13 protein-coding genes are annotated in these 13,071 nt (G+C 70.2%); 2 read left to right on the top strand and 11 right to left on the bottom strand.

Features of this window, described 5'->3' with window-relative positions; translation table 11 throughout:
• From IVW53_14975 to IVW53_14930, 10 genes are all read right to left on the bottom strand, one after another.
• A partial coding sequence (locus tag IVW53_14975; GenBank protein MBF6606868.1) for a cupredoxin domain-containing protein occupies window positions 1-283 on the bottom strand: 283 nt, incomplete at its 3' end.
• Window positions 284-497: 214 nt separating this feature from the next.
• A complete protein-coding gene (hemG, locus tag IVW53_14970) occupies window positions 498-1,994 on the bottom strand; it encodes a protoporphyrinogen oxidase (GenBank protein ID MBF6606867.1) in 1,497 nt (498 codons plus the stop codon).
• Window positions 1,991-3,136, bottom strand: a complete 1,146-nt coding sequence (locus IVW53_14965) for a TIGR04053 family radical SAM/SPASM domain-containing protein (GenBank protein MBF6606866.1) — start codon at window positions 3,134-3,136, stop codon at window positions 1,991-1,993. Before IVW53_14965 ends, hemG begins: the two co-directional genes overlap by 4 nt.
• A complete protein-coding gene (locus IVW53_14960; GenBank protein ID MBF6606865.1) occupies window positions 3,136-4,059 on the bottom strand; it encodes a ferrochelatase in 924 nt (307 codons plus the stop codon). Before IVW53_14960 ends, IVW53_14965 begins: the two co-directional genes overlap by 1 nt.
• Before the next feature lie 11 nt (window positions 4,060-4,070).
• Entirely contained in the window at window positions 4,071-4,496 is a 426-nt protein-coding gene (locus IVW53_14955; GenBank protein ID MBF6606864.1) for a flavodoxin domain-containing protein, read from the bottom strand.
• Between the two features lie 212 nt (window positions 4,497-4,708).
• Entirely contained in the window at window positions 4,709-5,485 is a 777-nt protein-coding gene (locus IVW53_14950) for a hypothetical protein (protein ID MBF6606863.1), read from the bottom strand.
• A 179-nt stretch (window positions 5,486-5,664) separates the two neighbouring features.
• Window positions 5,665-6,318: a response regulator transcription factor gene (locus IVW53_14945; protein MBF6606862.1), complete on the bottom strand. Its 654-nt coding sequence runs from the start codon at window positions 6,316-6,318 to the stop codon at window positions 5,665-5,667.
• The gene (locus tag IVW53_14940; protein MBF6606861.1) at window positions 6,319-8,205 is read right to left on the bottom strand and encodes a HAMP domain-containing protein; all 1,887 of its coding nucleotides are present in this window, start codon (window positions 8,203-8,205) and stop codon (window positions 6,319-6,321) included.
• A gap of 48 nt (window positions 8,206-8,253) precedes the next feature.
• Window positions 8,254-9,426: an FAD-binding oxidoreductase gene (locus IVW53_14935; GenBank protein ID MBF6606860.1), complete on the bottom strand. Its 1,173-nt coding sequence runs from the start codon at window positions 9,424-9,426 to the stop codon at window positions 8,254-8,256.
• A 165-nt stretch (window positions 9,427-9,591) separates the two neighbouring features.
• On the bottom strand, window positions 9,592-9,912 hold the full coding sequence (locus tag IVW53_14930) for a GYD domain-containing protein (GenBank protein ID MBF6606859.1): 321 nt from the start codon (window positions 9,910-9,912) through the stop codon (window positions 9,592-9,594).
• Between the two features lie 663 nt (window positions 9,913-10,575).
• Here IVW53_14930 and IVW53_14925 point away from each other — a divergent pair.
• Window positions 10,576-11,295 (top strand): SRPBCC family protein, encoded by a 720-nt coding sequence (locus tag IVW53_14925; protein MBF6606858.1) that lies wholly within the window; start codon window positions 10,576-10,578, stop codon window positions 11,293-11,295.
• On the opposite strand, the gene IVW53_14920 is transcribed toward IVW53_14925, so the two are convergent.
• Window positions 11,223-11,792, bottom strand: a complete 570-nt coding sequence (locus IVW53_14920) for a pyridoxamine 5'-phosphate oxidase family protein (GenBank protein MBF6606857.1) — start codon at window positions 11,790-11,792, stop codon at window positions 11,223-11,225. The genes IVW53_14925 and IVW53_14920 overlap by 73 nt on opposite strands.
• Window positions 11,793-11,881: 89 nt before the next feature.
• On the opposite strand from IVW53_14920, the gene IVW53_14915 reads away from it, so the two are divergent.
• Window positions 11,882-12,982 carry a helix-turn-helix transcriptional regulator gene (locus IVW53_14915; GenBank protein ID MBF6606856.1) on the top strand — a complete coding sequence of 367 codons (1,101 nt, stop codon included), beginning with the start codon at window positions 11,882-11,884 and terminating at the stop codon, window positions 12,980-12,982.
• The last annotated feature ends 89 nt before the right edge of the window (window positions 12,983-13,071 follow it).

The raw sequence follows: 13,071 nt of genomic DNA, 5'->3' as shown, positions 1-13,071 counted from the left end.
TCAGCGTCGTCGATTGACCAGGGAGCGTGAGCGTCTCCACGCCCCGCAGGCTCGGCATCTCGATCGACGGAAACGCGAGGTCATGGCGCTGGGCGCCGCGGTTGACGATGACGATCGTGATCGGCTGGCCGACCTTCGCGTCGATGCGGTTCGGACCGAACCGCATCTCCGTCATGACCACATCCGCCCAGCCGTTGCCGGAGGTCCGGGCCGTGAACTGGGCGCAGGCCGCAAGCCCGAACACCGCGAGCGCCGCCATGAACAACACAGCGATCCGCGTCATCGCGCCACACCCCGTGCCGTCGAGGTCCACGTCAGCCGGCTGCCGTCGGACCGCGAGCCCTTCGCCTCGTCTGCACGAGGCCAAACGGGAACTTCTCATGAACGCAGCGACCCGGAGTGGCCCGTCGCAATTCGGCCGTGGATGTGATCTCTGGCCGTGCGTCCGTTGAGCGTGTCTCGGGACGTTCCTTCCGTTGATGCGATCTCGGGTTGGGTCAGCGAGTCGACCTCTCCGGGTCGTGTGAATCCTCGCTGGACAGCGCCGCTCCTCCAAGTGCCAAACGGCCTGTCCTCGCCATCGGATCCACCCGCCCGTGCCGCCGCCGGGGCTCGCGAGCGGAGCTCCCGACCTGATCGGCGGCAGCCTTCGCCCCGGCGATGCACTCGGACAGGCCCGCGCCCCGGTACCAGGCCCCGGCGAGGACGAACGGCTGACGCGCGGCACGGATCGCCGCCTCCGCATCCTGCACATGGGTCAGGTGACCGACGACGTAGCGGGGCATCGCGTCCCGCCAGCAGGCTACGGTCGCGAGGACCGGATCGCCCCGCAGCCCGATCGTCCTGCGCAGATCCTCGAGCGCGAGCCCCACCACCGCGTCGTCGGTGGAGTCGAAGAGACGTGCCGTCGGCTGGCGCAACGACGCCCGGAGGAGGACGTGGCCGGCGGGCGCCCGGCCGGGCCACTTCGCCGAGACGACCGAGCACGCGGCCATCGCCAGACCCTCGCCGGAAGCGACGACGAAGCCGTGCCCTGCCGGCAACTCCGGCACGTCCGATGCCCGCAGCCCGAGATTGACAACGAGTGACGAGCCGACCGCGATCCGGTCGAGCGAGTCCGCGGCCGCCGGGACGGATGAGCGAAGCAGCCGGGCGGTCTCCGGGGCCGGGGTGGCGAACACGACCGAGGAGGCTCGGACGGTCTCGCCGTCCACCACGACGGCGAGGCCGTCGCGCTCCGACTCCAGGCCGTCGACCCGCGCCGCCAGGCGCAGCTCGACCAGTGGATCCGCGGCCAGCTCGGCCGCCAGCGCAGCCGTGAGCTCGCCCAGGCCGTCGGCGAAGGTGAGGAACGGCGACACGGGCTGGGCGACCGATGCGGCGCGGGCCCGACCGAGCGCGAGACCCGCCAGGACGAGGCTCCGGTGGCGTTGCTCCGCCTCGTGCAACTGCGGCGCCAGGGCGAGGAGGCTCAGCTCGTCGATATCGGCCCCGTAGACGCTCTCGACGAGCGGCGCGGCGACGTGCTCCACGACGCCCGACCCGAACCGGCGGCGGAGGAATGTCCCGATCGACTCATCCGCATCCGTGCGACGGCGAGGCAGCAGGAGATCGAGACCGGCCCGCGCCTTGTCGCGGGGTGAGAGCAGGGGGGTCGTGAGGAGCGGCCGGAGCTTCGTCGGCAGGACCAGTGCCAGACCGGCCGGCACAGGCAAGAACCGACCCCCTTCGTGGATGAGGGTTCCGCCCGGAGTGAGCGGCGTGACGAGCCTCTCGCCAAGGCCGACCGCGCGGCAGAGCTCGATGGCGGCGGCCCGCGTCGTCATGAAGGAGTCCGGCCCATGCTCGACGAGAAAGTCGGCGCGGCGCTCGGTCACGATCTTGCCGCCGAGTCGCGCGGTCGCCTCGATGAGGACCACCGGCCGGCCGGCTCGGGCCAGCTCGCGGGCCGCGACGAGCCCGGTGATCCCTCCGCCGATGACGAGGACGGTCACGCGTCGTTCAGGGTCGGACTGGGAACGTATGGACAGAGCGGGTCGCTCTCGAGCGGGTCGCCCGTCCGGGCGAAGGCGCGGGCGCGCGAGCCGCCGCACCGGGTGTTGAATGGGCACCGCCCGCACCGACCCTTGTACGTGCCGACATCGCGCAGCCGGACGAAGAGCGGATGCTGCCGGTAGAGGGTCACGACGTCGTCCGTCTTGACGTTGCCGGTCTCCATGGGCAGGAAGCCCGACGGGTACACGACGCCGTCATGGCGGATGAAGAGGATGCCGTTCCCGTCGCGGACGCCGAAGCCGCGACCGACGGAGGTCGTTCGGATGGCCGCCTCGTCGAGGCCGTCCCGGCGCATCCGGCCGATGGCGATCCGACGGTAGTGCATCGCCTCGGTGGTCTTGACCTGGAACGGCGAGACCCGGGCGATGTCGTAGAGCCACCGCCCCAGACGCTCCGATTCGCCCGGGCCGATCTCCTTCAGGACCGAGCCGCGCCCGACCGAGATGAGGAAGAAGAGGCTCCAGCGGAGGATCGGCAGGCCGGTGAGCAGACGGTGGATGGCCGGCAGGTCGTCGAGGGTCTCCGCAGCGACGAGCGTGTTGACCTGGAGTGGAAGACCCAGCTCGTTGGCCCAGCCGGCCGCCCGGAGCGTCGCCGCGAACGTTCCAGGCACACCTCGGACTCCATCGTGCCGTTCGGGAGTCGAACCGTCGAGGCTGAGCGAGATCGTCTGGATGCCGGCATCGCGCAGCTCGGCGAGTCGCGCCGGGGTCATCTCATCGGTCACGCTCGGCGCGAGCGAGGCCCCGATCCCGCGATCGGTGGCAGCCCTGACCAGGGTGACGAGATCCGGGCGCCGGAGCGGGTCCCCGCCGGTGAATACGAGGTGGGGATACGGACGATCGAAGCCGGTGAGCGCCTCGATGAGGCGGATGCCCTCATGAGTCGAGAGCTCGCCCGGGCCGGGCGACGGCATCGCGACGGCGCGGCAGTGGCGACAGGCGAGGCCGCAGGCGATCGTCGTTTCCCAGTAGACGAGCATCGGCGCCCGGTCGAAGACGAAGCCGTTCGGGCGCACCGCTCCAACGCCCGGAGGATGCCCTCGATCGCGCTCCGACTCGTGGGCGGGAACGTGGTCCATCAGGCGGCCTCCGATGAGAACGCTCCCTCGGCGAGATCGGCAAGCCCGGCGATGAACACGGGATCGTCGTTGAGCGCACGGACGCGTTCGAGACGAACCCCCGAGTCGGCGGCGACGGCCTGCGCCTCGATGTCGATGTCGTAGAGGACCTCGAGGTGTTCGGCCACGAACCCGACCGGGCAGACGACCACCTCCCGACATCCGGCCTCGCCGAGTCTGCGGATCCGGCCGAGGAGGTCAGGGCCGAGCCAGGCATCGGCCGTCCGCCCGGCGCTCTGGTAGGCGACCTCGAACGTCTCCAGGTCGAGGGTTTCGGCCACGAGAGCGGCCGTCCGCGCCACCTCGCCCGGGTATGGGTCGCCGGCATCGACCACCCGCTCCGGCAGGCTGTGGGCCGTGAACACGACATGCGGGCGCCGCGGATCGGGAAACCGCAGGAGTGCGTCCGTCGTCGCCGCTGCGAGCGCACTGATGAATCGTGGCTCCGCGTGCCACGATTCGATGAACCGGAACGTCAGGGTTCTCGGCAGGCCGGCCAGCCGATCCTCGACGGCTCGCCGGTAGGTCCCGCTCGTCACCGCCGACGCGTGCGGGGCGAGGGCGATCCCGACGGCCCGTTCGATGCCGTCCGTCGCCATGCGGTCCACGACGTCGCCGATGAATGGCGCGATGTGCTTCATGCCGGCGTAGACGGCGACGGGCCATCCTCGCGCGGCCAGGGCGTCGGCGAGACAGGCCCGCTGGCGCTCGACGATCGCCGACAGAGGCGATCCTCCTCCGATCGCTTCGTAGCGGCGGAGAAGTTCACGGAGCAACTCCGGTGGCGGAGGGGCACCGTGGCGGATGTCCGTGTAGTACGCCTCGACCTGGTCGAGGCGTACTGGGCCGCCGTAGGCCGTGAGGAGGACCGCGTCACGGGTCATGGGACTGCCCATCACGCTCCGGTGATGAACCGTTCGAGCGCCCGCGTGTCGGCGTCGGAGAGCCGGCCGGTCCGCGATCTCAGCTCGAGCCCGATGGCCGGGATCCTGCTCGCGAGATGCCTGCGCATCTGGGCGAACATGCTGCCGGAAGCGATCTTGTAGGTCGTGAACAGGCCGACCCGGGGACCGGCGAGCGCCGGCAGGCGGCGGGCGAACTCGATCCACGGCTGGTCGGGATGCTGGAGCACCACCATGAGGCCGCCGGTCCAGCAGCCGAGGAACAGGTAGTCCACATCCCCGAGCGTCCGCACGTCGCACTCCTCGATGGAGACGACGGTCGATTGGATGTCACGCGTCGCGAGAAATGCGCCGATCCCCTCGGCAAGCCGCCGCGTGGTGCCGGTCCGGCTGCGGTAGACGATGGCCGCCTTCTTCATCGGGTCGCTCTCCTTCGTCGGATAGCCGCCAGTGACGTTCGTTCGTGGCGTCCGGCCAGTCTTCGCCAGGGGGACCGCTCGCCGATAGTGCTGTTCGGCCTGAGAACAGCGCGACGGACGGCGGACACGGTGCGACTCAGGGCTGGACGTGCAGATCCGCGCTCGGGTGGCCGTCAGGCGAATCGGCGGGCAGTGAATCCGAGGTGAGGGAGCTACGCCACGGTGAGGGAGCCCTGCATGAACCCGCTCTTCGCCGCCATCGCCGTGCCCCAGCCTGTCGCGCCGGCACCGCAGGGGTCGAAGCAGCGCCAGACATAGGTTCCCGGGGCACCGGTGTGGATGGTGAACGTGGTACGCGACATCGCAGGGATCGGCACGTTGATCCCGAGGGCGAGGATCGTGAAGGTATGCGAGGCGGCCGCCGGATCGATGCCGCTCAGCGTCCGGCTCGCACCGGCCGGGCGATTCGGGTACGCGGCCTTGATCGGAGCCGTCGTCATCGTGCCGCCTACGGTGCCGGACACCGTGGCGAAGTTCTCGGCGCCCTTCGGCAGCGGCGTCGCATTGTCGAAGTTCGTGATCGTCACGACCACCGTCGAGTTCGCCGGAAGGGTGAAGTCCGACGGCACGAAGGCGGGGTATTCCGTGTGGCCGATCATGTCACCGGTGACGATGGTGAGGTCGAGCCGGGTGACGATCCCCGACCCGACTGCGGTCGCGGCAAGCGCCGCGTTCGGAGGCGCGGAGGGCGCGGCGGGCGCCGTCTGACCGACCGGTGCCGAGCTGGCGGAGGTTGCCGCTGTCGAGGCGATCGGTGCCGAGCTGGCGGAGGTTGCCGCTGTCGAGGCGCCTGGCGCACCGTTCGCGACCGGTGGCGGGAAGGTCCACGTCGGCACTCCCTGGGCGCTGCCGGCACAGGCGCCGACGACGAGCGCGGAGAGGAGCCCGACGACCGGGAGCAGGAGGGGTCGACCGAGAGGACGGAACATTGGGATCACTCCGAGAGGAGGCGGCACGGGCCGGCAGGGTGCGCAACTGGCATTGAGGTCAGTCTGGGCGACCCGCGCGGGCATGGCCATCGGCTGGATGGGCGAACGGCATGCGCCCGATGCCCGATTCGGGGGTGGGCGATTCGGGGGATGACGGCCGCAGCGCGAAGGGAGCCGGCCTACAGCTCGAGCAGGCCCTTCTCGATGGCGTACCTGATGAGCGCGGCTTTCGAGTGCAGATCGAGCTTGGCCATGATGTGATCCCGATGCGACTGGACCGTGTGCGGACTCAGGACGAGCTCACCGGCGATCTCAGCGGTCGTCCTGCCCTGGGCGATGAGGTTGAGGATCTCGCGTTCACGGTCGCTCAGGCCGCCGTACGACTCGGCGGCTTCGCCACCGCGTGCCCGGCGCAGGTAGTCGGTCACGAGCGTCTTCGTGATGCTCGGGTAGAGGTAGACCTCGCCCCTTCGGGCACTCCGCACGGCGGCCAGCAGGTCGTGGACATCGGCACCCTTGAGGACGTAGCCTGACGCGCCGGCCCGCAGGGCCTGATACAGGTAGTCCTCGCGATCGTGGATCGTGAGCATGACGACCTGGACACCGGGCAGGCGGCTCTTGATCTCGCGGGTCGCATTGAGCCCGCTCATGCCGGGCATGCTGATATCCATGAGCACGATGTCCGGCGCGATCTCGACCACGGTCGCGATCGCCTCCTGGCCGCTCCCGGCCTGGCCGACCACCTCGATGTCGGGCTGACTGTCGAGCAGCCCGACGATCCCCTGGCGGATGAGCGTGTGGTCGTCCACGACGACGACGCGGATCTTCGGCATTCAGGCTTCCTCGTCGATGACCGGCGCCTCCACGAGGACGGTCGTTCCGCCGCCCTCGGTCGAGCGGATCTGCAGTTGTCCGTTGAGCAGCCGAACGCGTTCCTGCATCCCGATCAGCCCGACGCTCTCCGCGTCCGGTCCGGTCGAGCCAAGAGCGCGCTCAACGTCGAAACCTCGGCCATCGTCGGCGACGCTGATCGTCACGGTGGACGCGATGGAGGTCACCCGGATCGTCACATGATGGGCGTCGGCATGCCTGGCGACGTTGGTGATCGCCTCCTGGGCGATGCGGAACAGCGCGACCTCGATGTGATCGGGCCAGCGCGGCAGCAGCGGATCCGCCTCGATGGCGACCTCGACCGCGGAGTCTCCGAGCATCTCCTCGCTGTGCCAGCGGATCGCCGCGAGGAGACCGAGGTCGTCGAGCACGGCCGGCCGAAGGCCGAGGATGAGCCGCCGTGTCTCGGCCAGAAGACGGGCAGCGATCTCGCGCGCCTCGCCGATCCGGGCGAGCGTCGCCGGTGGTGCCTGGCCAAGGTCGTCGCGTGCACGATCGAGCGCGATCGAGAGCGCCGCGATCGTCTGGGCTGTCTCGTCGTGGAGTTCCCGGGCAAGGCGCCGACGTTCCTCCTCCTGTGCGGTGATCGTCTGGCGGAGGAGTTGCCCGAGGCGCGCCGTCCGCTCGGCGACACGATTCTCGAGCTCACGGTTCGTTCCTTCGATCGCCGCGTACGCCGTCTGAAGTCGCCCCCGCATCGCCTCGAGACTCTCGGCGAGACTGCCGACCTCGTCCTGGGCACTCACGTTGATCGGGCTCGCGAGGTCGCCGGCCGCGATCCGCTCCGCGGCCGCCGTGAGCTGCTCGGTTGGCTTGACGACATGGCGGGTCGTGATCCAGGCCAGGGCCAAGGCAGCGACGAATCCTGCGCCGGCCGTGAACAGGAGCTGGTCGCGGAGCTGGTTCGGGAGGGCCAGGGCGACATCGACCGGCTGTTCGAGGATGACGTAGAAGGGACTGCCTGGCAGCGGGACCACGGCCATGACGTGGGGGGCGAACGTGTCGTGGGGACCCGGCTCGTGGAGCTGGGCAGCGGCGCCTCCGGCGGCCATGAGCGCCCGGACCGCCGCGTAGTGGGGGCTGAGCTGGCCAGGATGCTCATCCGGACCGATCCCGAGCACGGCGATCCCGAGGAGCGCGTCGACGACCTCGAGGTGGTACCGCTCGGCGCTGCTCGCGGCCGGCCCCGCCGGAACAGGGCTCAGGGCCGAACGGCCATAGCGGGCGGGATTGAAGTCGTTCGCGCTGTTGATCGAGACGGTGGTGACGACGGCGATCGGGGCGGCCAGGTCGCCTGCCGCGCCGAGTCGGACCGCCACGCTGGCGAACGCGACCGAACCAGGCACCGGTTCGACGGCCCGCAACACGGCGTACGGATCGTGAAGCGAGGCTGCGATGGAACGCGCCGCGGCCGCACTGTCGACGGCGGTGGCGCTCGGGCTACCCGCCTGATCGAGCAGACGCCCGCTGGAGTCGACCAGCCAGATGCCCGTCACGTCGAAGAACGGGTACGGGTCGCCGCGGCCGATGTGGCCCATGATCCAGCTCGCGGAACCAGCGCCGAAACCCGTCGTGCCCTGGCCGAGAAGCTCCTGGCTCGTCTCGAGGACATCGCCGGCAAGGTGCGCGAAGTCCCGCTCCAGGCTGCCGGCCGTCGTATAGGCGGTGGTGAGCCGTTCCTGGTAGACGAGCTGCGTGGCCTGCCCGATCGCTCCGAGACCGAGGAACGTGATGACGCCGAACAGGACCGCGAGACCTGCCGTGACATAGAGCATGATCCGGCGCTGCAGACCCAGGCGCCGGAACCGGTTTCGGCCAAGCCGAGTCACGAGAGATCGCTCCGAATCTGGTGGCGCGATGGCGCCGAACGCGAGGCGTCAGCGCCAGAGCTTGCCGTATGGGTGTTCGCCCACGAGATACCGTCCTTCGGCAAATCGGTCCAGCGTATAGGCGGAGATGTCCGCAGTCGTCGCGCGGCCGTCGAGGATGAGCTCGGCGAGGCACGCACCGACCGCCGGTGCGGTCTTGAAGCCGGTTCCCGAGAAGCCGCAGGCGAGGAAGAACCCGTCCGGGCCGGCTCGACCCAGGATCGCGCGCTCATCCGGCGTGATGCCATCCTGTCCACCATGTGCCGTGCGCAGCGTGCCGTCGGCCATCCACGGAACCCGGGCGCACACGCGCGACCCCATCTCCTCGAGGTCGCCGGGCTGCAGCGCCCCGAGCGGCCGGTCGGGCGAGCCCCCGAGCTCGTTCCCGCTTTCCAGGCCGACGAGCATCATCTCGCGGCCTTCCGGGCGGAAGTACACCTGGTTCCGTTCATCGACCACGATCGGGAAGTCGGGTCCGCGGCCAGGCGGCAGGCCGAAATAGGCGGTGGGGTGGCGCCACGGCTCGACCGGGATGTCCACCCCGACCGTCCGCGCAAGCTCCGCCGCCCAGGCGCCGGCCACGTCGACGACGACCGGCGCGGCGAACCGACCACGGTTCGTCTCGACTCCCGCGACAGCGCCGCGTTCCAGCCACACCGCGTCGACGCGGCAGCCCTGGATCACCCGCGCGGTGCCGCGGCAGGCGGCAGCCAGGAAGCCGGCAGCCGTCCCGGACGGATCAGCGTACCCGGACCCGGCCTCGTACGCCCCGACCGTGATGTCCTCCGTCGCCGCGCCGCCAAGGAGGCCGGAGACCTCCGTCGGGCCCACGACCAACGTCGCGATGCCAAGGCGCTGTTGCATCTCGACGTTGGCTCGCAGGTGATCCGCCAGCGACTCCGGGACCAGCTGGAGGTACCCGGTGCGGACGAAGCCGCAGTCGCCGGCGCCAACGAACTCCGGCCAGTCCCGGAAGTACGGGAAGGATGCCCACGCGAGCCGCGACTCACTCTCCAGGTCGTAGTGCATCCGGACGAAGCCCGAAGAACGCCCGGTCGCACCGGCTGCGATCGTCGCACGTTCCAGCACGAGGACGCGGGCGCCGCGTCGCGTCAGGTGGAAGGCGAGGCTCGCGCCCTGCACTCCGGCGCCCACAACGATCACGTCCGCGGTTTCGATCATCCGCAGATCATGAACCCTGGTCGGGCGGCCCGTACGGCCCGAGTACATCGCGAGGATCCGGCGGCGAGGCGCGGCACGCGGAGCTTCCACCTCGCCGCCGTCGCGGCGATCCGACCACTCCTCGTGTCACACCCGACGATCGGCGGACCTGGAGATCGACGATCCTCAGGCGCCCGGCGCTCGATAGCCGACGTTGGCCTTCGTCGCTGCGTCCACATCCTCGGCACTGAGCAGAACGACCGTCTTGACCCGCGCCGCACCGGAGGCCCCGACCGCCAGGCTGATCGCGGACGCCTCCACGTTGCTCGGCAGTTCGGCGATCAGGTACACGTCGTCGTCGCCGAACGCGAAGTGGAACGCCTCGAGCTTGCCGCCCCGACTTTCGATGAGTCGCCGGATCGCCGCGACCCGGCTGCTGCCGCCCTCCTTCATGAGGCCCTTGAGCCCCTCGGTGGTGTACGAGACCTGCCAGAGGAACTTCGCCATGTGAGCCTCCTTGTGCCGAGACATCCCGACTCCCGCGCAGGGCACCTGCACGCGGAGCGGGAACCTACTGTGGCCCACGGAGGACCGCCTGTCCACCGGGTCATGGCAGAGCGTATGCTCGCCCGGCGTCCCGCATCGAACAGGGGAAATCAAGGGGAACTCCGGCGATGCCCGACCGACCCGAACCCGCCTGTCTCGTCATCGCGGATATCAGCGGCTACACGAGCTACCTCGCAGGCGTGGAGCTCGACCACGCTCAGGACATCCTCGCCGACCTCACCGATGCCGTCGTCCGCGCGCTCCGACCCCCCTTCCGGCTCGCGAAGCTCGAGGGGGACGCCGCGTTCGCCTACGTCATCGCGGAGGTCGTGGACGGGTCGGCGCTGCAGGACACCATCGAGCACTGCTACTTCACGTTCCGGCGGCACCTGCGCGACATCGGCCAGGCCTCGCAATGCGACTGCAATGCATGCACGCTCATCCCGCGGCTCGACCTGAAGTTCGTGGTCCACCATGGGCCGATCGCTCGACAGCGGATGGCCGGCCGCGATGGGCTGGTCGGGCGCGACGTCATCGTCGTGCACCGGCTCCTCAAGAACACCGTCCAGGAGACGCTCGATCTCGGGGCGTACGCGCTCTACACGGACGCCGCCATGCGGGGCGATGAGCCTCAGCGACCCGGCCGCGGCGGGTCTGCTCGAGCACCGCGAGACGTACGACGTCGTCGGCGAGGTCGTTGGCTGGGTCCGCGATCTCGAGACAGCATGGCGGGACGAGGAATCGCGGGCGCCGGTCCTCGTTACCGCCGATGAGGCCGCCTGGTCCACGTCCTACATCCTGCCCGCGCCACCGGCGATCGCCTGGGAGTGGATCACCTCACCCGCCCGGCGACCGCAGTGGCAGGTTGGCGTGACGGCCGTCGAGGAGGCGAGCACCAGCGGACGGCGCGGCGTGGGCACGACGAACCATTGTGTCCACGGTCGCGAGGCGATCGTCGAGGAGGTGCTCGCCTGGCGCCCGCCCGAGCTTCTGACAGTCCGCTTCCAGGTGCCGATGCCGGGCATCCCGAAGTTCACCCTGAGCGACATCCTCGAGCCGACGCCGGACGGGGCCGGCACCCGGGTCTCCGTCCGGGTCCTCCGTCCGTCGAGTGCCAAGGATCGGGCGAAGCTCGAGGAGATCGGACCGCTGCTCGCCCACTCCTTTGAGGGCGGTATCGCCCCGCTCCAGGCGGCGCTCGAGGCGGACGTTGCCGCCCGCGCCGCCGCAGCGGCCCGTGAAACGCCGGAGCCGGACCTGCCGGTCTCGGCTCAACGGAATATCGCTGCCCCGGTGGCGACTGCCGTGAGGAATGGGGACGCGACCGTAACTCGTTCGACCTGAGCGTCCGGCGATCGAGCCGCGGCGACGGCCGCACGCCAGTCCGGCATCCCCCAATCGAGGACGCGCACCGGCTGGATCCGGATCCGCTGCGAGTACGTGGCGAGGAAGTCCTCGACCCCGATCCCCAGCTGGCGCATCGCATCCCGGTAGCGGGCCAGGCGACCGCTCTCGGCCGAGGGTTCGCCCGGCCCTTCCACCACCTCGGCGACGCCTTCGAGCAGCGTCACCGTGAAGGCCGACCCCGCCTGGCCGACGGCCACCATCACCCGCGGGTCGCGTCGAACGTTCCGCACCTTCTGGGCTTCCGGCTTGCTGTAGATCGTGATCGCCTCCCCGTCCCACGCGAACCAGAGCGGCAGCAGGTGCGGCGCGCCATCCGGCCGAACACTGCTGAGCCAGACGACGAGTTCCCCGTCGAGCCGCTCTCGCAGTTCGGCGGGAAGGGGGCACGCGGAGCGGCTGCCTCTGTGGGCGAACTTCTCGGTCTGGCCAACCATGCCGCCACGTTACGTGTCCCGCTCCGTGAGCTCCATCCCACGAAGCTGGGATGTTCGGCCCGCACCCGCGCACCTATACTCCGGCCACGGTGAACGAACACCTTGGCCAGGAACGCGTCCGAGCGGACGTCATCCGTCTCTGCCGGACCACGGTCGATCCGCTCGTCTTCTATGCGGAGGCGAATCGGCTCATCGGCAAGGTCGCGCCGTTCGACCTTTCGTGCTGGCACCAGCTGGACCCCGCGACCCTGCTCCCGACATCCCACTACAACGAATTCGGGATCCCGGCCCCTGCCGCCTGGGCGCATAACGAGTACATGGTCGACGACCTCAACAAGTTCTCGGATCTTGCCCGAGCCGACGTGCCCGCCGCGTCGCTGAGCGGCGCCACCGAGGGGCACCCCGAACGAAGCTCGCGGTACCGCGAACTCCTGACCCACGAAGGCTTCCGGGACGAGATGCGCGTCGCGTTCGTCGATTCCGAGGCGTGCTGGGGCGCGGCACTCTTCCTCCGCGCTGCCGGCCGTCCGGACTACACGCCCGCCGAGGCCGCGTTCCTCGCCGAGCTTTCCCGGCCGATCGCGCAGGCCCTCCGGCGTTCGCTGTTGACCCTGGCCCTGGCGGCGGGCGAAGGAGACGAGGCGCCCGGGCTGGTCGTCATCGACGCGGCCGGCCGGATCGAATCGCTCACCGAGCCAGCGCTGCGCTGGATGGCCGAGCTCGCCGAGGTCGGCATCAGCGTCCCGGACCGGCTCCCCTCGAGCGTCGCCGCGGTGGCCGCAGTCGCGCGCTCCGAGCCCGATCTTCGGCGAGCCGGAGTCCCACGGGTGCGCGCGCTCACCCGTGGCGGCCGGTGGCTGGTGCTCCACGGTGCCCTCCTTGAAGGGACCGCGGACGGAAAGGTGGCGGTCATCATCGAGCCCGCCCGATCGCCCGAGATCGCACCGCTGATCGTCCAGGCCTACGGGCTCACGCCGCGCGAGCGAGACGTGGCCGAGCTGGTGCTGCAGGGCCGGTCGACGAACGAGATCGCCGCCCTGCTCACCGTGTCGCCCTACACGGTTCAGGATCACCTCAAGGCGATCTTCGAGAAGGTCGGCGTTCGGAGCCGTCGGGAGATGGTGAGCCGGTTCTTCACCGAGCACTACCAACCTTCGCTGGTCGCGTCGGGGGACCTCGCGGCGCACTGAGCCTCCGCGACGCGATCGATCCTGGCGGATCCCGCCCTACGACCCCGTCGAGCGAGCGACGCCGACGGGTGCTCGCCCGGAACCCGCGC

This window comes from Chloroflexota bacterium, from assembly GCA_015478725.1.
GTDB lineage: Bacteria > Chloroflexota > Limnocylindria > Limnocylindrales > CSP1-4 > C-114.
The sequence above is the reverse complement of the archived record's forward strand: the minus strand, read 5'-3'. Positions and strand labels throughout refer to the sequence as shown.